Here is an 18,247-nt window from a genome sequence, read left to right as displayed (position 1 = left end):
TCCCGGCTCTGCTGTTGCCACCGGTGGAATCACCTTCGGTCTGGGTGTGAACAACATCCGTACGGCCAACAACACCATCACCATCAACAACGCCAACCTGAACTTCGTTGTTCGCAACGTGTTTGCGTCCCCTGTTGCGGCGAGTGATACCGTCGTGGCCCTTTCGGGTGCGAACGCGACTGGTACGATTGCCGGCCAGCAGTTCGGTGTGGCGTACAGCGCCAGCAACAGCACCTTCTCCTTCAACCCCGCCTTCTTCAACAACACCGACGCCGGCGCGCGCCGTGGTGTGGTGGCCACGATCAACGCGACCACCCTGCCCTTCGCCCCCAAGCTCACGGCAGTGGTTGGTGTGGGTGCCACGGCCGCGCTGCCCGCCAGCTACTTCGGTATCCGCGCCGAAATCAACCCCTTCGGCCTGGGCAACCTCGGTGTGTCTTACGCCACCAACGCGCTGCGTGACGGCCTGAGCGCCGACGCCAGGTTCAACGTTGGCCCTATCGCCCTCGAAAGCGTGTATGTCACCAGCGTTCCGCGTACGGGTGTCGGCTTCGCCGGTGCGGACAACTCGTTCTTTGTGCGCGCCACCACTAACCTGGGTGGCTTCAACCTGGGCGCCAACTTCCGCGCCATCGACCCCGACTTTGGCGCTATCGGCAGCGTCAACCCGGTGGCTATGGGTGTGAACAACAACCGTTACGCCAGCGATCAGGTCGGCTTCGGTGTTGCGGCGACCACGACGTTCAGCATCGTTAACCTCGGTGCTTACTACGACAACCAGACTGGGTATGTTGCAGGCACCCCGGCTGTGGGTCGCGCCGGCACTGTCTTCGGTGTGACCGCCGGCGCCACGCTGTTCCGCGCTGTCAGCCTCACGGCCTTTTACAACGGTGCCAGCACCGGCGGTGTGGCCGTCGCCGGCACCTCGAACAGCCTGACCACTACCTACGACGGTGGCCTGGCCCCCGCACCGTTCTTCGGTACCAGCTCCTTCGGTGCGATCGTCCGTCACAACGGCGCCGCTGCTGACGCTCTGATCTCGGGCCTGAACATCACCGCCGGCTTCGGCCGCTTCTACACCGTGGGCGCCAACGACTTCCAGGTCTTCGCCAACTACAGCGGTAACGTGGGCGGCCTGTTCACCCTCACCCCCTACGCCCGCTACCACATGAACACCGGCGGTGCTGCGACGACGGTTGACGCTGCTGGTGCGACGGTTCCGGCAGTTGGTTACAGCACCTTCAAGGTCGGCTCGGGCTTTACCACCACCCCGCTGAACGTAGTCTTCTCGCCCAGCGTGACCGGTGGCGTGGCTTACCGCAGCACCGCCTTCGCGACGGGCGGCACGACCAGCGAACTGTACGCCAACGGCAACCTGGTCCTCAACAACATCTTTGCCGAGAACACCTCGCTCGGCTTCGGCTACTCGACCTACACCGCCACGGGTGTCGCCGCGCTCGCGACCGGCGTCAGCAACTCCGCCTTCGACGCCTCGGTCGACCGCATCTACGGCAACCCCCCGGCCGGTGCTTTCGCTGCTGGCCCTGGTGCCACCAGCGGTTCGGTCAACGGCTTCTTCACCCAGCTCAACGTGTACGGTGTGAAGGCTTCCTATGGCGTCTTCACGCTGACCGATACCACCGCGGGCACCACCTCGGCGGCTTCGGGCTTCCGCGTCGGCTACGACGTCCGCTTCTAAACCCTCTTCTCAATCAAGCCCCCGCTTCGGCGGGGGTTTTTCTTTTCTCTATAATCCCTGCATGACAGCTGTTTTCGGACACCTCAACCCCGACACCGACGCCATTACCGCCGCCCTGGTGTACGCCAGCTTTTTGCGCCGAACCGGGCGGGAGGCGCAGGCGTACCGACTGGGCGAGCCCAACCGCGAGACCGAGTTTGTGCTGCGCACGGCCGGGGTGGACCTGCCGCCTTTGCTCGACTCACTTCCCGAAGATTCGGCGGTGGCGCTGGTGGACCACAACGAGTCTTCCCAGTCGCTGCCGAGCCTGGCGACTTTGAACGTGACGCACGTGGTGGACCATCACAAGCTCGGGGATCTGGCGACGAACGTGCCGGTGTACTTGCGTTTCGAGCCGCTTGGATCGACGGGCACCATTCTTGCCAAGCTGCACCGTGAGGCGAACCTGCCCATCGAGCAGACAGACGCCCGCCTGCTACTTTCGGCCATCCTGTCCGACACCCTGCACTTTCGCAGCCCGACCACCACGCCCGAGGACCGTGAAGTGGCCACCTATCTGGCGCAGATCGCCGGAATTGCTGACGTGTCAGCTTACGCCGGTGGAATGTTCGCCGCGAAAAGTGACTTGGGGGATATCGCAGCCGAGAAGCTGCTCAAGATGGACTACAAGGTCTTCGAGTTCGCGGGTCGGCCTTATGGCCTGGGCGTGGTGGAGACGACCAACCCAGGGTACGTGTTCGGCCGCAAGGCAGAACTGCTCTCCGCCATGGACCAGGAAAAGGCGAAGTCCCACCTGGCCGGTGTGGTGCTGAGCGTGGTCGATATCCTCAATGAAACCAACCGCACTTTGGTCCTGAGTGCCACCGAGGAGTTGATGCTGCGTGAGGCGTTCGGGGCAAACATCGAAGACGGCGTTGCGGACCTGGGCAGCCGGATTTCGCGCAAGAAGCAGATCGTTCCAGTGCTCGAAGCCTACTTTGAAGGACAGTGACGGTGCTGTCTCGCGCTGAAGACGGACAGGTCGGTGGGTGTTGACGCAGGCGCTCAGCTGGCTGTTCGCGCAGCAGCGTTTTGGTGTCCATCCCGGTTTGGCACGTGTACGCGAACTGCTGGACCGCTTGGGAAGTCCCCAGCGGTCCTTTGATGTTGTGCTGGTAGGAGGCACCAACGGAAAGGGGAGCACCAGCGCCGTGCTGGCCGGGATGCTGCAGGCCTCGGGCATTCGGGTCGGGCTGTTCACCTCGCCCCATCTGACCCGTTTTGCAGAGCGCTTTCAGGTAGATGGCCAGGAACTGCCCGAGGAATGTGTCGAGGAGGCGTTGCTGCGTGTGCAACCGCACGCCGAAGCGGTCGGGGCGACATTTTTCGAGATCGTGACGGCGCTGGGCGTGCTGCTGTTTGCCGAGGCGTCCGTGCGTCTTGCGGTGATGGAGGTTGGTCTGGGTGGACGACTTGATGCGACGAACGCGCTGGAGCCGCTGCTCAGCGTCGTGACGACGGTTGGGTTTGACCACACCGAGGTGCTGGGTAGCACGCTTGAGCAGATTGCGGCCGAAAAGGCCGGTATTTTGCGGTGGGGCGGCCTGGCGGTGACCGGTGTGGAGGGCGCGGCACTGGAAATTCTGCAAGGTCGGGAGGCGGACCTGTGGGTGCTGGGGCGTGACGCGCCGTATGAGGTCGAAGCACAAGGCTGGAATGGCTCATGGGTGCGGTTGTCGAGCCCGGTAGGGCAGGTTGAGTTCGGTACAGGGCTCCTGGGCGAGCATGGCGCGCGTAATGCCGCCCTGGCTGCCTTGGCGGCGTTGCGGCTGGGTGTGGGAACGGAGGCGATCGCGCGCGGGGCCGTCACGGCCCGCTGGCCCGGACGGCTGGAACGTCTTTGCTGGCAGGGGCGTGAGGTTCTGCTTGACGGTGCACACAATGTGGACGGCGCGCGGGCGCTGGCGCGCACCCTGAGTTCGTTGGGAATGACGCCGGTACCGCTGATTTTTGGCGTCTCCGAGGGAAAAGATGTGGAAAGGATTGTGCATGAGCTGACCCCGACGGTGTCCGAGGTGATTCTGACACGGGCAACGCTTTCTCCACGGGCGTCACGGCCGGAGACCCTCACGACGCTCTGGAACGTTCCGGTCAGGGTCGCTGCGACGCCGGAAGAAGCCCTGGCAATGCTGCCCGAGGGTCCGGCGGTCGTGGCCGGCAGCCTGTACCTGATCGGGGAAGTGCGGCCGTTATTGCTGGGAGAGGCGGTGGAGCAACGCGAGCGCTGGCAGTGAGCCTGCGCCTGATGGGATGGTGGACAGGTTCTTTGGCCTGAAGCACACGGTGCAGGCAAAAAAGCTGTTAGGTTGTGACGCATGGATACCCTCGAAGAACTGAAGACGCTGCTGGGGCAGGTCAGCGATCTGGAGGCTGCGGCCGCACTCCTTTCCTGGGACCAGGAAACCCACATGCCCCCCGCTGCTGCGTCCGTGCGAGGCCTGCAGGTGGCCACCGTGGCAAGCCTGGCACACGAGCGCTTCACCACACCGCGTATCGAGGAGCTGCTGTGCGGTCTGGAAGCGCAGCCGGCAGAAAGCGGCACGGTCGAGGAAGCGCTGGTACGGGTCACGCGGCGCGACTACGACCGCGCCACCAAAATTCCCACCGAGTTCGTCGAGGAAAAGGCGCGTGCCGAGAACGAGGCACATCATGCCTGGCTGGCCGCGCGAAAAAACGACGATTTCCGGTCGTTCGAGCCTCACCTGGAGAAGATGTTCGATCTGGCCCGCCGCTACGCCGACCTGGTGGGATTCGACGATCACCCCTATGATGCCTTGCTCGACGATTACGAGCCGGGTGCCCGCGCAGCTGAGGTCAAGCGGATTTTTGCCGGCCTGCGTGACGAGACGCTGCCGCTGTTGCAGGCCATCGTCGCAGCCGGTGACGCAACTGATTACGGTGTACTGACACGTGAGTTCGACGTGGACCGACAGCGCCGTTTCGCCCTCGAAGTGGCGGAAGACCTGGGGCTCAAGGGTGAGTTTTCCCGGCTGGACATCAGCGCACACCCGTTCCAGACGAATTTCAGTCGCAACGACATCCGTATCACCACGCGCTTTGACGCGCATTACTTTCCCATGAGCCTGTTCGGCACCTGGCACGAGACGGGCCATGGCATGTACGAGCACGGCGTCGCAGCCGAACTGGCTCGCACGCCGCTTTCGCGGGGAGCCAGCCTGGGCGTACATGAAAGCCAGTCGCGGATGTTCGAGAACCTGATCGGTCGTTCGCGGCCCTTCTGGCAGCATTACTTTCCGCATTTTCAGGCGGTGTTCCCGGAAGCACTCGAAGGAATCGATGCTGAGATGCTTTACAAGGCCGTCAACCGCGTGCAGCCCAGCCTGATTCGTGTGGAGGCCGATGAGGTGACCTACAACTTCCACATCATGCTGCGCTTCGAGCTGGAGCTGGCCGTGCTGGAAGGCACATTGAACGTATCAGAGCTGCCTGAGGCCTGGAACGCCAAGATGGAGCAATACCTGGGCGTGACGCCGAGATCGAACGCTGAGGGGGTGCTGCAGGACATTCACTGGTCAGCGGGCCTGATCGGCTATTTCCCGACCTACAGCCTGGGTAACCTGCTGAGCGTGCAACTGCTCGAAGCAGCCAAGGCTCAGGACAGCGCCATCGAGCCAGGCCTGCGGAGCGGGCAGTATGGGCCGCTACTGGCCTGGCTACAGCACCACGTGCATCGCCACGGCCGGACACTGACACCGCGTGAATTGACCGAGCGGGCCACGGGCCGATCACTTTCAGCTGAGCCGTACGTGCGGTATCTACGCGAGAAGTACCAGGACATCTACGCCTTGCCGCAGACAGCGTTGCAACCCTAAAACGAGCAGCAAAGAGCCCGGCCTGGAACTGGCCGGGCTTTTCGCTGCTCGTTTCACACTGCGCGTTTGCACTCTGCGTGGGCGACCAGATAAGCGCGGGTAGCGTCGAGCCAGGCCCGGGCGAGGCGGCTGTGAGGGTGGGCACGTTCGCGCAGGGCCTCTTCGCTGAGGGCCAGGTGACGCTCCACACGCCTGAGAGCCCCGGTCCCTCCCTCGTTTTCGACCTCGATCAGGGTGTTTACAACAGTGGTGGGATGAACCTTGCCAATTTTGATGGTGTGTGCAATTGTTTCCAGTGCCCGCATAACGCCTCCTTGGCAGAAATCCTTCTTATATTACGATCATAACATACCGATACGGGTCTGACAACAATTGCGTCGGATATTCTGTATTGACCAGAGTCTGGGAGGGTGTTACACTCCAACTATCCGTGGGGAATTCTGTACACACCCAATCCCCACACTGGCGGAGCAAAGCACGTCTGGCCTTTCAGTCGACGCGCCGTCGCCGCAGCCAGGGAGGTGAGCATGAAACTGCATGAACGATTGCGTGAACTGCGCAGCGAACGCGGGCTGCGGCTCAAGGACGTCGCAGAAACGGCTGGTATCAGCGTTCCTTATCTGAGCGACCTGGAGCGCGGACGCACCAACCCCAGCCTGGAAACCCTGCAGACCCTGGCCGGAGCGTACGACATCACTGTCCATGACCTGCTGGAATCGGTCGAGTTTTACGGTATGTCCACCGAGGGTGCCCTGCCCAAGGGCCTGGCGGACCTGATGTCCGACCCGGTGCTGGGCCCACAGCTGACCCCGGACTGGGTGCGCACGCTGGCGCGCATCGAGCTGCGCGGCAAACGTCCCCGTGACAAGGGTGACTGGTACGAGATCTTCTTGCACCTCAAGCGTATTCTCGATTAATTTGACGCAGCCAAAGCGGAGAGAGACGGCAAATTTGCCGTCTCTCTCCGCTTTGGTGTTGTAGCTTAAGTGGCCCAATGAGGGAATTCTGAGGGTACACAAGGAGTTCGCCGATGATCAAGAAACTTCCGCTGGCTTTGCTGACAGCCCTACTGCTGGGAGCATGTGCGCCTTCAATGACAAGTGGTGCTGGGATTCGCGAGGTCAATCCCATCGAGTCCGTTCAGACTGCTGCCGGACAGAACATGCAGCTGGCATATAAATACCCTGCGGGCGCCCTGGAACTTGATGAAGCGCTCTTGGACGGGATGCTCAAAATCGACTTCGATAATCGGAGCTTCGGCAAAGACGTCAACAGCGTACAGCAACGCATTACCTGGCTGAAAATCAGACCAGTGGATCTACCACGGAACTGGGCCATTTCGCTTGAAAGAGCAGACGCTTTAAGGCAGATCGTGGATACCAAAGATGACCGATACAGCACTACGGTCCGTTATCGTGATTATGTTCGTGTTGTGTACAACATCACGGTACCCAAGGATGCCGAACCTGGCCGTCATGCGCTCATGGTAAAGTTCGACGACGGTCGAGGTAAAGGGACGACCCTACCCGTGTTTCTCACGGTACGCTCCACCACAGAGGGCAATACCCTCGCCAGCAAATAAAAGAACAAAGGTTACGCAGGTCCTGCGTAACCTTTTTGTTTGTTCAGACGTGGAAGTTCTTACAGAATGCGTTTCCCCAGCAAGCTGGCCGCCATGCCGACCATGACGTGCGCCGTCTGATTCTGGTGGTCAAGCGCCGGGTTCACCTCGACGATGTCCATTGAGGTGACACGTCCGCTCTCTGAGAGCAGTTCCATCAGCAGGTGCGCTTCGCGGTAGGTCAGCCCGCCAGGGACAGGTGTGCCGACGCCGGGCGCCAGGCTGGGATCGAGGGCGTCGGCGTCAAAGGACACGTGCAGGCGGGGGAGGGACCCGAGGCGCTCCAGCGTTTCCTCGGCGATGCGGCTTATGCCCAGCTGATCGACTTCTTTCATGGTGTAGACCGTGATGCCCTGCTCACGCACCAGGTCGCGTTCACGGCGGTCCACGCTGCGAATGCCGATCATCACGATGTCCTCGGGCCGCATGTGCCAGCCTCCACCGATGCTGTTGAGCTGGGCATCTCCCAGGCCCACGAGGTGCGCCACGGGCATGCCATGAATGTTGCCGCTGGGGCTGGAGGCGGGCGTGTTGAAGTCAGTGTGGGCGTCGACCCAGATCAGGCCGCTGCGCTGGCTGCGTGCCGCGCCGGTGACCGTACCCACGCTGATCGAGTGGTCGCCACCCATGCTGATGGGAAAGACTTCTTCTCCAAGCATGGCGAGTTGCTGCCCTGCCGCGGTGCAGGCCTGCAGAATCGGCTCCAGAAAGATCAGGCCGCTTTCCTCGTGCTTGTCCCTCGTTTCGGGCAAGGGTACCGGAACGTCGCCCAGGTCGCTGACGCGATGACCGATGTCGCGCAGCGTGCGGGAAAGCCGGGCGTTGCGCAGGGCGCTGGGACCCATGTCCACCCCGCGCCGACCGGCGCCGAGGTCCATGGGAATGCCGAGAAGAGCGATATCCATATATTCAATGTATCAGGACTGATACGGATTTATTTCCTGTCAGACGTTCTTTTATTGTGTGCATGAATATTCGAAAATTTGAATATACACCCTCGCGCTATTGGAATGCGTGGCGGCATGTTGCGTACAGGCAGGCTTTATCATGCCAGGATGACCACTTCTGCACCCGTATTGAACATGTCCAGCCTGCTGCGCACCCAGGGTGACACCGGCAGCCGTGGCGAGGTTCCCGAACTGCGCTATGAGCAGGGAGGCCAGGAGCAGGTACTGACTTTCGCTCGACCCGCTCTTTATGACCTGAGCGCCAATTCCATCGGCGGGGAAGACTTCTGGCTCTCGGGCCGCTTCGAGCCGACCCTGCTGCTCGAGTGTGCCCGCTGCCTGCGACCCGTCGAGTTTCCTCAGAAGCTGAAACTCGGCATGCTCCTGCGCTACAGTCCCGGCGTGGAAGCGCCGCACATCGCTGAAGCCGAGAGCGGAGAAGAGGTGCTGCTCTTCGGTGACCCCTCGCTTGATCTCAGCGCCTACCTGGCCGAAGTCGCCATCATGGAAGGGCCACTCAGCGTGCTGCATGACCCGGACTGCAAAGGGCTCTGCCAGGTGTGCGGAACCGACCTCAACGAGCAGACCTGCGAACACGCTGCGCGCGTTCCCGTCGAGGAGGATGCTCCGCATGCCACTTCTTCGCCCTTTGCGGCCCTCAAGGGTCTGGAACTGCCTGATGAGTGAGGACGCCCGGTGAGCGAGGCTGGCGCGGCCCTGACCCACTTTCAGGGCGGGCAGCCGCGCATGGTGGACGTGAGCGACAAGCAGGCCACCTCCCGCAGCGCGACGGCCGAAGCCTGGGTCCGGCTGCCCCCCGAGGCGCGTGCGGCGCTGATCGGGGGCAACAAGAAAGGTGACCCCCTCGTGGTGGCGCGGCTGGCGGCCATCGGTGGGGCCAAGCGCACGGCCGATCTGGTGCTGCTGTGTCATCCGCTGCCCATCACGGGAATTGACGTGAGCGTGCAGCTCCATGAAGAGGGCGTGCACATCACCGCCACTGTACGCACCGTAGGCCCTACCGGGGTCGAGATGGAGGCGCTGACTGCCGTGATGAGTGCGGCCCTGAACGTCTACGACATGCTCAAGGCGGCCAGCAAGGCCATCGAGATCACCGATGTCCGGCTGCTGGCCAAAAGCGGCGGTAAGTCGGGTGATTACCGGCGAGGGCCAGGTGACTTTACCTGAGCGCCCGGTCACTCTGGGAAAGCGGCATTTCCCGCTTCCGTGCTCCCAGCTGAGCATCAGCACATCAGCAGCCCGGCGCCCTATGTCCGGGCCGCTTTGCCCTCTACACTGTCTTGATGAATGTTGGTTTACTCGACACCCTTGGCTCGCGCTACAGGCGTTTTTGGGAGCCTTACCTCAACGACCTGGGTGTGGGCGTCGTGCAGGGCAGCATGCCCAAAAGCGAAGCCTACGCCCTGGGACAAGAAAGCCTCGCGGGTGAGCCACCGCACGTACAGCTCGCCCTGGGACGAATCCTGGAGCTCGGTCAGGCCGACCTGATCGTACTGCCGCAACTGGAGGGCATCGAAGGCGATCCCTGGGGTGAGGCGTTCGTGGACGTTCTCTCGCAGCGGGTCAGCAGCCTGCCCAACCTGCTCAGTGTTCCCGAAAGTGGACAGGCCGCTGCCGGCGCCGCCGCGGAGCTCGGTACCCACCTCATCCACAATCCGGGTGTGGTGAGGCGCGCGCTTGACCGGCACCGGCCCCTGCTGACGCCGGCACGTGAAGCGGCGCCCGAACTCAGCGCGGCCAGTAAACGCAGCGTTGCGGTGATCGGGCCGGACGTGCTGCTCTCCGAGCCCTTCTTGCTGGGTGAATTGCCTGCCCGGCTGGCGGCCTCGGGCCTGCACGCGGTGTACAGCAGCGAAATGCCACGCGCGACAGTGCTGGAGCGTGGTCTGCGTTCGGGTGCCGGCACGCCCGGTCTGCGGGCGCTGGCTGGGGCGCAGCTAGCGCTGGAAGGCAAGTCGGCCGTGCGGGGCCTGGTGTTTGTGGTGCCGGCGCGTTCGCGGGTATGGCGGCAGGCGGCTGAGCGCCTCGCGGCGGGAGCGCGCAAGCCTGCCCTGGTGCTGGAGGTGGCACCGGAAATGAGTGACTTTGCCGCGCTCGATGCGTTTGCACAGCGGGTGACTTTGGGTGTGGCCGCGCGCACCACTGAAGGAGAAGTGTGAACAGACGTTTTGATGATTTGCGGCATTTCGTGCAGCGAACCCGGCTGTGGCGCTGGTTGACCACTCCCGACCCGGCTCCCGGATTTACCCTCAAGAAAGTGGGCCGGCTGTTCGCCAAATCGCTGTTGTTCGCGTTGATCGCCGTAAGCTTGCAGTTGCTGCTGCGCGCACTGGGACTCGAGTTCGTGGATACCACCTGGGGTACCTTGCTGGTCGTGCTGCTGGTCTACATTCCTTTTGCGCGCATTCTGTCGGTGGATTTCGCGCCTCCTCCTCCTCGCGCCCGTCCGGGTGGAAAATCCCTGGGCAGCAAAGCGGGCACGTCGCGGGTGAAAAAGCGCAAGTACGCCGGCGTGAAAAAGAGCGGGCCAAGGTTGTAGGGACCTCCGGGCCAGTTAAGCAACGGGCCCGGTTTCTGTGCTATACTCGTGCCTGTTGTCTTGTCTGCCCCTGAGGGTGGGCGAGTATTTCCTCCAGAGGTTGAAATCATGGCGAAGCACCCCGTACCGAAGAAGAAGACCAGCAAGAGCAAGCGTGACATGCGCCGCAGTCACCACGCCCTTGTTGCCCCGAACCTCATTGAATGCCCTCAGTGCCACAGCAAGAAGCTTCAGCACCACGTGTGCCCCAGCTGTGGTTACTACGACGGCCGTCAAGTTCTCAGCGTTTGATCCGGACGCACCGACAACCCCACCACAGGTGGGGTTGTTTTTTTATATCCACCAGTCTCGCGCCATTCATTGACCAATTGGTCAAAGATAGGTTAGTCTTGATGCGGAGGTTCGCATGGCCGTCGGCATCACCGCACTGGGCAGCTACGCTCCCGAGCGTACCCTGACCAATCAACACTTCGAGCAGCTGCTCGACACCACAGACGAATGGATTGTTGCCCGCACCGGAATTGAGAAGAGGCACATTGCCGCCGAGGATGAGTTCACCTCACAGGTGGCCATTCGCGCCGTCGAAAACCTGATCGCCCGTTCGGGCCAGGACGCTCTGGATGGTGTCGACATGGTCATTGTCGCGACCAGCACGCCCGACGCACTGTTTCCTGCCACGGCGTCCCTGGTGCAGGCCCACTTCAAGCTGACGGCCGGCACCTTCGATATGCTGACCGCCTGCACCGGGTGGGTGTATGCGCTCTCCGTCGCGCACGCTTACGTGCAGGCCGGACTGTGCAAGAAAGTGCTCACCATCGGCGCCGAGACGCTCAGCCGGGTCATTGACTGGCAGGACCGCTCCACGGCCGTGCTGTTCGGTGACGGTGCCAGCGCGGGCATCGTGGAGGAAGTGCGTGAAGGGTACGGTTTTCGCTCGTGGGTGCTGGGCGCCGACGGTGAGGGGGCTGGAAACCTGCACCTGGGACTGACGGCGGACAAGCTGCCCGACGGCACCAGCCTGAGTGACAAGATCCAGATGAACGGCCGGGAAGTCTTCAAGTTCGCCGTGCGCGTCATGAACACCGCCACGCTGCAGGCTGTCTCGCAGGCCGGTCTCGAACCAGGTGACATCTCGCTGTTCGTGCCGCATCAGGCCAACGCACGCATCATCGAAGCGGCCCGCGAGCGTCTGGGTTTGCCGCAGGAGCGGGTGGTCGTGACGGTCAACGAGTACGGCAACAACAGCACCGCCAGTGTCGGGCTGGCGCTGCAGCATGCCCTCGACGCGGGCCGGATCCAGGACGGCGATCACCTGCTGTTGGTCGCCTTCGGTGGTGGCCTGACCTGGGGCGCCACCGTACTGACCTGGGGTGGAGTTCTGCCCAAGAGTGAAGATGGCGAAAATGCTGCCCTGGCGCCGGACGTCGTCAGGGCAGACCGGGGGACCCTATGACCATCGCTGCCCTGTTTCCCGGCCAGAACTCGCACGCCCTGGGGATGGGCAGTGAAGTCGCCGCAAGCTACCCCGTGGCCGAAGAAGTGCTGGCCACGGCCGAGCGCACCGTGCCCGGTCTGCGCTCCCTGATGGCTCAGGGTCCTCTCGAAGAGCTCACCCTGACCGCCAACCAGCAGCCGGCCCTGGTAGCCGCGTCCATTGCCGCCTACCGCGCCTGGCGGGAAGCGACCGGCCTGACGCCTGCCTACGCGGCGGGGCACAGCCTGGGCGAGTACAGCGCGCACGTGGCGAGCGGCAGCCTCGATCTGGAACTCGCTCTGCGCCTCGTGCGCCGCCGTGGCCAATTGATGCAGGAAGCCGTTCCTGCCGGTCAGGGCGCCATGCTCGCGGCCATGGGTGACCCGGGTGTGGTGCGTGAAGTCTGTCAGGAAACTCCCGGCGTGGTGGAAGTGGCCAACTTCAATGCCCCCACCCAGACGGTCATCAGCGGTGAGAAGGCGGCCGTGGAAGCGGCCGGTGTCGCCCTCAAGGCGCGCGGCCTCAAGGCCATCCCCCTCAAGGTCAGCGCGCCCTTCCACTGCTCGCTGATGCAAAGCGCGCGTGACGCCCTCGCCCCCGATCTGCACTCGGCGCACTACGGCAACATGGCGTTTCCGGTGGTCGCCAACGTCACCGCCAACCCTGTCATGGAACCGGCTGAAATCGCGGCGCTGCTCGCTCGGCAGATCACTGCGAGCGTGCGCTGGGTCGAGAGCATCGAGACACTCGCAGCGCTGGGCGTCACGACCTTCGTGGAGTTTGGCAGTGGCACCGTGCTCTCGGGACTGGTCAAGCGTATTCTGCCCGACGCGGACGTGCGCAGCATTCACACCCCGCACGACATTCAGAATTTTGTGGAGGCATCATGACCGATACCAATCAGGCTCGCCGCACCGCCCTCGTCACGGGATCCAGCCGTGGCCTGGGCCGCGCGATGGCGCTTTCGCTCGCGCAAAGCGGCTTTGACGTGGCCGTCCACTACGGGCGCAACGCGGCGGAGGCCGAGAAGGTCGCCGGAGAAATCCGTTCGCTCGGCGCCCGCGCCGAAGTGTTCGGCGCTGACCTTTCGCAAAGCGCCAACGCGGGCGCCCTCGTCGAAGACGTCATCAAGGCGTTCGGCAACTTGCACGTGCTGGTCAATAACGCCGGCATCACACGCGACACCCTGGCGATTCGCATGAAAGACGAGGACTGGCAGAGCGTCATCGACACCAACCTCACCTCGGCCTTTCACGCATCGCGCGCTGCCATCAAAAGCATGATGCGTGCCCGCACCGGGCGCATCATCAACATCGCCTCGGTGGTGGGCCTGATGGGCAATCCCGGACAGGCCAACTACGTGGCCAGCAAGGCCGGCCTGATCGGGCTGACCAAGGCCCTGGCCAAGGAGTACGGCGGGCGCGGCATCACCGTGAACGCCGTCGCGCCGGGCTTTATCGAGTCCGATATGACGGGCGCGCTGAGCGACGAGATACAGAAAGCGTATCTGGCAGGGATTCCGCTGGGGCGCTTTGGCCAGCCCGAGGACGTGGCGAGCGTGGTGACCTTTCTGGCCTCGGACGCGGCGGGCTACATCACCGGGCAGGTCATCGGCGTCGACGGTGGTCTCTACCCCCACTGACCCGAAAAGTACAGCGGCCTGACTCCGAACGGCGTTGGAAGGCGCCCGGCGCTCACCACCCCTTGGACGCGGTGCAAACAGGAGCGCAAAATACCCGCGGGCATGTAGACTAGAACCGCGTTGTCTTTTCAAAAACTCACCCTTTACGGAGGCTCATCATGGAAACATTCGACCAAGTCAAAGAAGTGATCGTGGAAAAGCTCGGCGTGGACGCCGACAAGGTCACGCCCGAAGCGCGCTTTGTGGAGGACCTCGGCGCCGACAGCCTGGAGACCGTGGAGCTGATCATGGGTCTCGAGGACAAGTTCGGTATCTCGATCAGCGACGAGGACGCCGAAGGTATCCGTACCGTGCAGGCAGCCGTCGACTACATCGGCGCCAAGCAGTAATACTCGGCCAGCAGCGATCAGCGATCAGCCGTCAGCCCAGAAGCTGAAAGCTGACAGCTGATCGCTTTGTTTCCGTTCAGCGGCATATCCTGGAGACAGCATGAAACGAGTTGTGATCACCGGCCTCGGTCCACTCACGCCGATTGGCATGGGCGCGAAGGCCTACGCAGAAGCGCAGCGGGCAGGCAAAAGCGGCATCGGGACCATCACCCGCTTCGATGCCAGCCCCATCGCCTGCCGCATCGCCGGGGAAATCAAGGACGACTACAGCCAGTACCTCGATCTGCGCGAAGCGCGGCGGATGGACCGCTACGTTCATTACGCCTTCGCGGCGACCGCCCTGGCCGTCGAGGACGCCGGGCTGAGCGAAGACCAGATTCGCAACGAACGCACCGGCTGCCTGATCGGCTCGGGCATCGGAGGCATCGAAACCTTCGAAGCGCAGGCCAAAGTCTTCACGGAACGTGGACCGGGCCGCATCTCGCCGATGTTCATCCCCATGATGATCGCCAACATGGCCAGCGGGCAGGTCGCCATCCGTTACGGCGCCGCCGGACCGAGCAGCACGGTCGTCACGGCCTGCGCGACCGGCTCGACGGCCATCGGTGAAGCCGCGCGCTACATCCGCGATGGTGACGCCGACATGATGTTCGCCGGCGGCAGCGAAGCGGCCATCACGCCGATGTCGATGGGCGGGTTTTCCAACATGAAGGCCCTGTCCTTTCGCAACGACGAACCCCAGAAGGCCTCGCGGCCCTTCAGCGCCAGCCGGGACGGCTTCGTGCTCAGCGAAGGTGCCGGAATGCTGGTCCTCGAGGAACTCGAGCACGCCAAAAAGCGCGGCGCGCGCATTTACGCCGAACTGCTCGGGTATGGCTGCAGCGCCGACGCCTACCACATCACCTCGCCGGCCCCGGAAGGGCGCGGCATTCAGAACGCCATGCGCATGGCGCTGCGTCACGCCGGGCTTAACCCCGAGGACGTGCAGTACATCAACGCGCACGCCACCAGCACCCCTGCCGGGGACCAGGGCGAAGTGCAGGCCATCAAGGCGGTCTTTGGCGACCACGCCCGCAAGCTGGCCATCAGCGCCACCAAGAGCATGACCGGGCACCTGCTGGGCGCGGCGGGCGCCATTGAGGCCATTGCGGCAGTGCAGGCCCTCTCGGACGGGGTGATTCCGCCGACCATCAACCTCGACGATCCCGATCCGGAACTCGACCTCGACTTCGTGCCGCACCAGCCGCGCGAGCAGAAGCTCGACGTGGTGATGTCCAACAGCTTTGCCTTCGGAGGGCAGAACGCCGTGCTGGTCATGAAGCGTTTCGACGGCTGAACGGAGGGCAGGTGACTGAGGTGGACGGCTGAGCGCCGTCCATCTCGCGTTTGGTCGGCCAGCCTAAGGAAATACACCCTGCTTCCTGACCATTCTCTTGGAATCGTTCATTAAGCTTGACGCAGACATGACCACCCTGACGGCCCATTCCTCTGAGCAGGCCTTGCCGGAAAGCGCTTTTCTCAACCGCGAACTTTCCTGGCTGGCCTTCAACGAACGCGTACTGTTCGAAGCGCAGCAGGAGCGCAATCCACTGCTCGAGCGCTTGAAGTTTGCCTCGATTGCGGGCAGCAACCTCGACGAGTTCTTCATGGTGCGCGTGGCAGGCATCCACCGCCAGATCGCCGCGGGCGTGGTGGCCAAAAGCCCCGACGGCCTGACGCCAGGCGAGACGATTATGGCGGTGCGCAAACGAACCCGCCAGATGCTGCGTAACACCGAACGTGCGCTCAACGCGGTGGTGGAGCAGTTGCGTGATGCAGGCGTGAAGCTCGCGAAGGTGAGCGACCTGGAAGCGCCCGCGCGCCACAAACTGCGTGAGCTCTACCTCTCGCAGATCGAGCCGGTGCTGACGCCGCTGGCCGTCGATCCCAGCCATCCCTTTCCCTACCTTTCGAACCTCAGCCTGAACCTCGCGGTGACGCTCGCGGACGACGGCGAGCTGGAGTTCGCGCGCGTGAAAGTTCCCGTGGGTGTGCTGAGCCGCTTCGTGGAACTCGACGGGCAGTATCTGCTGCTCGAAGAAGTCATTGCCGCGCACCTCGACCATTTGTTTCGCGGACGCACCGTGCAGTCGAGCTTCGTGTTCCGCGTGACGCGCAACACCGACTACGAATTCGAGGAAGAAGAAGCCGAGGACCTGCTGCAGACCATCGAGGAAGGCTTGCGCCGCCGCCGCTTCGGGGCTGCCGTGCGGCTGGAAATCACCCGTGACATGCCTGCTGACGTGCGCGAACTGCTGCGCGACCGGCTGAACATCTCCGACGAGGATGTCTTTGAAATGAACGGCCCACTGGGCGTGGCGGACTTCATGACCTGGCGCCTGAGCCGCCCGGACCTCAGCTTCGCGCCCTTCACACCGCACGTTCCGGACCTCGAGGGCGACGCCGACCTCTTCAGCCGTCTGCGCGGCGCGGACGTCCTGCTGCACCATCCCTACGACAGTTTCGAAGGGGTGCTGCGTTTTCTGGAGGCGGCGGCCAGTGACCCCGACGTGCTGGCCATCAAGCAGACCCTCTACCGCACGGGCGGCGACGAGCGGCTCTTCAACGTGCTCGAAAAGGCGGCCGAGCGCGGCAAGCAGGTCGTGGCCCTGATCGAACTCAAGGCGCGGTTCGACGAACAGCGCAACATCGCCTGGGCGCGCGCGCTGGAGCGGGCCGGGGCGCACGTGGTGTACGGCATGACCGGCCTCAAGACGCACGCCAAAGTGACCCTGGTCGTCCGGCGTGAAAGTGGCGGCCTGAAACGCTACGCCCACGTGGGAACTGGCAACTACAATCCGCGAACCGCGCGTCTCTACACCGACTTCAGCCTGCTCACGTCGGACACCGACATCGGCGAGGACGTCAGCAGCCTGTTCAACCACCTCACCGGATATGCCGAAGCCCAGTACCACACGCTGCTGGTGGCGCCCGACACGGCCCGCGAGCAGCTCGAGGCCCTGATCGACGAAGAAGGGGTGCGGGCCGGGCGTGGCGAGGCCGCCTGGATTCACGCCAAGATGAACCAGCTCACCGATCCTGGCATGATCGCGGCCTTCTACCGCGCCTCACAGGCGGGTGTGAAGATCAAACTGATGGTGCGCGGCGTGTGCTGTCTGCGTCCCGGCGTGCCGGGCCTTTCCGAGAACATCACGGTGCGCAGCCTGCTGGGCCGCTTTCTGGAGCACGCGCGTCTGTACGCGTTCTCGGGCAGTGGGGTGTACTTCGGCAGTGCCGACCTGATGAGCCGCAACCTCAACCGCCGGGTGGAAGTCATCGCGCCCGCCTGCCGTGAGGAGCACCGTGACCGTCTGCTGGAACGCTTCGAGATCGAGTGGCGCGACGAACGCGGCTCCTGGCAGCTGGACGAGGACGGCACCTACCACAAGTTCAGCGGCGATTTCAGCGCGCAGCAGGCGTTCATGACCGGGCAGCTGCCTCCCCTGGAGCCTTAAGGCAGGGGCAGAGCACCCCTTCTACGTCACGGAGCGTTCAGACGGAGAAGCAAGGCCCAAGCCGATCGGGCACGAGGACCTGAACGCCAACTGGGTCGGTGCGGGCCACCTCAAGGTCGGGGATAAGATCAGGAAGGCCGACGGCACCTACGGGGTCGTGAAGTACGTCAAAACGGTCCAGGAAACCCGGACGATGTACAACCTGGACGTCGCCGTCGCGGATACCTTCTTCGTCGGTACTCAGGGCTGGTTGGTGCACAACTGTGATGTATCGCTACGCCAAGCCAGCGAAGGTGCGTTCGACGCTGCTAAGAACCTCGGAACATATGACAAGGTCAAGCACCTTGCAACTACGGGAGGCAAGTAGGCAAAGTTCGCCGCGAACACGTTGGATGACCAGAACGCAATCATTGCCGAAGCACTAAATTCTCCGAATGCCGCTTTTATACTCAACGTTTCTGGAGCAACAGGCCAAGTTTCAGCAAGATCGTACACAATGACGGTCGACTTGGGGCGAGTCATTGGAACAAAGGGCGAAACCACTGTTAA

General features: G+C 63.2%; 20 protein-coding genes (1 of these 20 cut by a window edge). 18 read left to right on the top strand and 2 right to left on the bottom strand.

Annotation, left to right across the window (positions count from 1 at the left end; translation table 11 throughout):
- From DEIPE_RS05455 to DEIPE_RS05440, 4 genes are all read left to right on the top strand, one after another.
- Positions 1 to 1,699, top strand: the 3' portion of a protein-coding gene (locus DEIPE_RS05455; RefSeq protein ID WP_015234986.1) for an S-layer homology domain-containing protein. Its footprint begins 875 nt before the window's first position; the window shows 1,699 of its 2,574 coding nt (coding positions 876–2,574); the start codon falls outside the window, past its left edge; its stop codon occupies positions 1,697 to 1,699.
- Between the two features lie 61 nt (positions 1,700 to 1,760).
- Positions 1,761 to 2,690, top strand: coding sequence for a manganese-dependent inorganic pyrophosphatase (locus DEIPE_RS05450; RefSeq protein WP_015234985.1), 930 nt, complete (start codon positions 1,761 to 1,763; stop codon positions 2,688 to 2,690).
- 37 nt (positions 2,691 to 2,727) lie between these two features.
- Positions 2,728 to 3,972, top strand: coding sequence for a bifunctional folylpolyglutamate synthase/dihydrofolate synthase (locus DEIPE_RS05445; RefSeq protein WP_015234984.1), 1,245 nt, complete (start codon positions 2,728 to 2,730; stop codon positions 3,970 to 3,972).
- Between the two features lie 81 nt (positions 3,973 to 4,053).
- On the top strand, positions 4,054 to 5,571 hold the full coding sequence (locus tag DEIPE_RS05440; protein ID WP_015234983.1) for a carboxypeptidase M32: 1,518 nt from the start codon (positions 4,054 to 4,056) through the stop codon (positions 5,569 to 5,571).
- 53 nt (positions 5,572 to 5,624) lie between these two features.
- On the opposite strand, the gene DEIPE_RS05435 is transcribed toward DEIPE_RS05440, so the two are convergent.
- Complete coding sequence (locus DEIPE_RS05435; RefSeq protein ID WP_015234982.1) at positions 5,625 to 5,876, bottom strand: hypothetical protein; 252 nt, start codon at positions 5,874 to 5,876, stop codon at positions 5,625 to 5,627.
- A gap of 222 nt (positions 5,877 to 6,098) precedes the next feature.
- Between DEIPE_RS05435 and DEIPE_RS05430 the strand changes: the two genes are divergently transcribed.
- The gene (locus DEIPE_RS05430; protein ID WP_015234981.1) at positions 6,099 to 6,488 is read left to right on the top strand and encodes a helix-turn-helix domain-containing protein; all 390 of its coding nucleotides are present in this window, start codon (positions 6,099 to 6,101) and stop codon (positions 6,486 to 6,488) included.
- Between the two features lie 113 nt (positions 6,489 to 6,601).
- On the top strand, positions 6,602 to 7,153 hold the full coding sequence (locus DEIPE_RS05425; RefSeq protein WP_015234980.1) for a hypothetical protein: 552 nt from the start codon (positions 6,602 to 6,604) through the stop codon (positions 7,151 to 7,153).
- Positions 7,154 to 7,212: 59 nt separating this feature from the next.
- Here DEIPE_RS05425 and rocF read toward each other — a convergent pair whose 3' ends face one another.
- Complete coding sequence (gene rocF, locus DEIPE_RS05420) at positions 7,213 to 8,097, bottom strand: arginase (RefSeq protein WP_015234979.1); 885 nt, start codon at positions 8,095 to 8,097, stop codon at positions 7,213 to 7,215.
- A 150-nt stretch (positions 8,098 to 8,247) separates the two neighbouring features.
- Between rocF and DEIPE_RS05415 the strand changes: the two genes are divergently transcribed.
- The 12 genes from DEIPE_RS05415 (at position 8,248) to DEIPE_RS05365 (ending at position 18,065) form a co-directional block, all read left to right on the top strand.
- Entirely contained in the window at positions 8,248 to 8,826 is a 579-nt protein-coding gene (locus DEIPE_RS05415; RefSeq protein WP_041230710.1) for a DUF177 domain-containing protein, read from the top strand.
- A gap of 60 nt (positions 8,827 to 8,886) precedes the next feature.
- A complete protein-coding gene (gene moaC, locus DEIPE_RS05410; RefSeq protein ID WP_157448974.1) occupies positions 8,887 to 9,327 on the top strand; it encodes a cyclic pyranopterin monophosphate synthase MoaC in 441 nt (146 codons plus the stop codon).
- Between the two features lie 116 nt (positions 9,328 to 9,443).
- Positions 9,444 to 10,319 (top strand): hypothetical protein, encoded by an 876-nt coding sequence (locus DEIPE_RS05405; protein WP_015234976.1) that lies wholly within the window; start codon positions 9,444 to 9,446, stop codon positions 10,317 to 10,319.
- Complete coding sequence (locus DEIPE_RS05400) at positions 10,316 to 10,699, top strand: hypothetical protein (RefSeq protein WP_015234975.1); 384 nt, start codon at positions 10,316 to 10,318, stop codon at positions 10,697 to 10,699. The genes DEIPE_RS05405 and DEIPE_RS05400 overlap by 4 nt, the downstream gene beginning before the upstream one ends.
- A 108-nt stretch (positions 10,700 to 10,807) precedes the next feature.
- Positions 10,808 to 10,990 (top strand): 50S ribosomal protein L32, encoded by a 183-nt coding sequence (gene rpmF / locus DEIPE_RS22940; protein WP_015234974.1) that lies wholly within the window; start codon positions 10,808 to 10,810, stop codon positions 10,988 to 10,990.
- A gap of 115 nt (positions 10,991 to 11,105) precedes the next feature.
- Positions 11,106 to 12,152 (top strand): beta-ketoacyl-ACP synthase III, encoded by a 1,047-nt coding sequence (locus DEIPE_RS05395; protein WP_015234973.1) that lies wholly within the window; start codon positions 11,106 to 11,108, stop codon positions 12,150 to 12,152.
- The gene (gene fabD / locus DEIPE_RS05390) at positions 12,149 to 13,063 is read left to right on the top strand and encodes an ACP S-malonyltransferase (protein ID WP_015234972.1); all 915 of its coding nucleotides are present in this window, start codon (positions 12,149 to 12,151) and stop codon (positions 13,061 to 13,063) included. Before DEIPE_RS05395 ends, fabD begins: the two co-directional genes overlap by 4 nt.
- Positions 13,060 to 13,815, top strand: coding sequence for a 3-oxoacyl-[acyl-carrier-protein] reductase (gene fabG, locus DEIPE_RS05385; protein ID WP_015234971.1), 756 nt, complete (start codon positions 13,060 to 13,062; stop codon positions 13,813 to 13,815). Before fabD ends, fabG begins: the two co-directional genes overlap by 4 nt.
- 158 nt (positions 13,816 to 13,973) lie before the next feature.
- The gene (acpP, locus tag DEIPE_RS05380; RefSeq protein WP_015234970.1) at positions 13,974 to 14,204 is read left to right on the top strand and encodes an acyl carrier protein; all 231 of its coding nucleotides are present in this window, start codon (positions 13,974 to 13,976) and stop codon (positions 14,202 to 14,204) included.
- 100 nt (positions 14,205 to 14,304) lie between these two features.
- Complete coding sequence (gene fabF, locus DEIPE_RS05375) at positions 14,305 to 15,540, top strand: beta-ketoacyl-ACP synthase II (protein WP_015234969.1); 1,236 nt, start codon at positions 14,305 to 14,307, stop codon at positions 15,538 to 15,540.
- Positions 15,541 to 15,667: 127 nt separating this feature from the next.
- The gene (gene ppk1, locus DEIPE_RS05370; protein WP_015234968.1) at positions 15,668 to 17,698 is read left to right on the top strand and encodes a polyphosphate kinase 1; all 2,031 of its coding nucleotides are present in this window, start codon (positions 15,668 to 15,670) and stop codon (positions 17,696 to 17,698) included.
- Between the two features lie 64 nt (positions 17,699 to 17,762).
- Entirely contained in the window at positions 17,763 to 18,065 is a 303-nt protein-coding gene (locus tag DEIPE_RS05365) for a polymorphic toxin-type HINT domain-containing protein (RefSeq protein WP_083865734.1), read from the top strand.
- Positions 18,066 to 18,247 lie beyond the last annotated feature (182 nt).

The organism is Deinococcus peraridilitoris DSM 19664 (assembly GCF_000317835.1).
Classification (GTDB): domain Bacteria; phylum Deinococcota; class Deinococci; order Deinococcales; family Deinococcaceae; genus Deinococcus_A; species Deinococcus_A peraridilitoris.
The sequence above is the reverse complement of the archived record's forward strand: the minus strand, read 5'-3'. Positions and strand labels throughout refer to the sequence as shown.

What these genes read in the sequence shown, in the direction of transcription:
- DEIPE_RS05450 (WP_015234985.1), top strand. Translation starts at nt 1,761, where the DNA reads ATGACAGCTGTTTTCGGACACCTCAACCCCGACACCGACGCCATTACC.
- DEIPE_RS05440 (WP_015234983.1), top strand. Translation starts at nt 4,054, where the DNA reads ATGGATACCCTCGAAGAACTGAAGACGCTGCTGGGGCAGGTCAGCGAT.
- DEIPE_RS05435 (WP_015234982.1), bottom strand. Translation starts at nt 5,876, where the DNA reads ATGCGGGCACTGGAAACAATTGCACACACCATCAAAATTGGCAAGGTT.
- DEIPE_RS05430 (WP_015234981.1), top strand. Translation starts at nt 6,099, where the DNA reads ATGAAACTGCATGAACGATTGCGTGAACTGCGCAGCGAACGCGGGCTG.
- DEIPE_RS05425 (WP_015234980.1), top strand. Translation starts at nt 6,602, where the DNA reads ATGATCAAGAAACTTCCGCTGGCTTTGCTGACAGCCCTACTGCTGGGA.
- rocF (WP_015234979.1), bottom strand. Translation starts at nt 8,097, where the DNA reads ATGGATATCGCTCTTCTCGGCATTCCCATGGACCTCGGCGCCGGTCGG.
- DEIPE_RS05415 (WP_041230710.1), top strand. Translation starts at nt 8,248, where the DNA reads ATGACCACTTCTGCACCCGTATTGAACATGTCCAGCCTGCTGCGCACC.
- moaC (WP_157448974.1), top strand. Translation starts at nt 8,887, where the DNA reads ATGGTGGACGTGAGCGACAAGCAGGCCACCTCCCGCAGCGCGACGGCC.
- DEIPE_RS05405 (WP_015234976.1), top strand. Translation starts at nt 9,444, where the DNA reads ATGAATGTTGGTTTACTCGACACCCTTGGCTCGCGCTACAGGCGTTTT.
- rpmF (WP_015234974.1), top strand. Translation starts at nt 10,808, where the DNA reads ATGGCGAAGCACCCCGTACCGAAGAAGAAGACCAGCAAGAGCAAGCGT.
- DEIPE_RS05395 (WP_015234973.1), top strand. Translation starts at nt 11,106, where the DNA reads ATGGCCGTCGGCATCACCGCACTGGGCAGCTACGCTCCCGAGCGTACC.
- fabD (WP_015234972.1), top strand. Translation starts at nt 12,149, where the DNA reads ATGACCATCGCTGCCCTGTTTCCCGGCCAGAACTCGCACGCCCTGGGG.
- fabG (WP_015234971.1), top strand. Translation starts at nt 13,060, where the DNA reads ATGACCGATACCAATCAGGCTCGCCGCACCGCCCTCGTCACGGGATCC.
- acpP (WP_015234970.1), top strand. Translation starts at nt 13,974, where the DNA reads ATGGAAACATTCGACCAAGTCAAAGAAGTGATCGTGGAAAAGCTCGGC.
- fabF (WP_015234969.1), top strand. Translation starts at nt 14,305, where the DNA reads ATGAAACGAGTTGTGATCACCGGCCTCGGTCCACTCACGCCGATTGGC.
- ppk1 (WP_015234968.1), top strand. Translation starts at nt 15,668, where the DNA reads ATGACCACCCTGACGGCCCATTCCTCTGAGCAGGCCTTGCCGGAAAGC.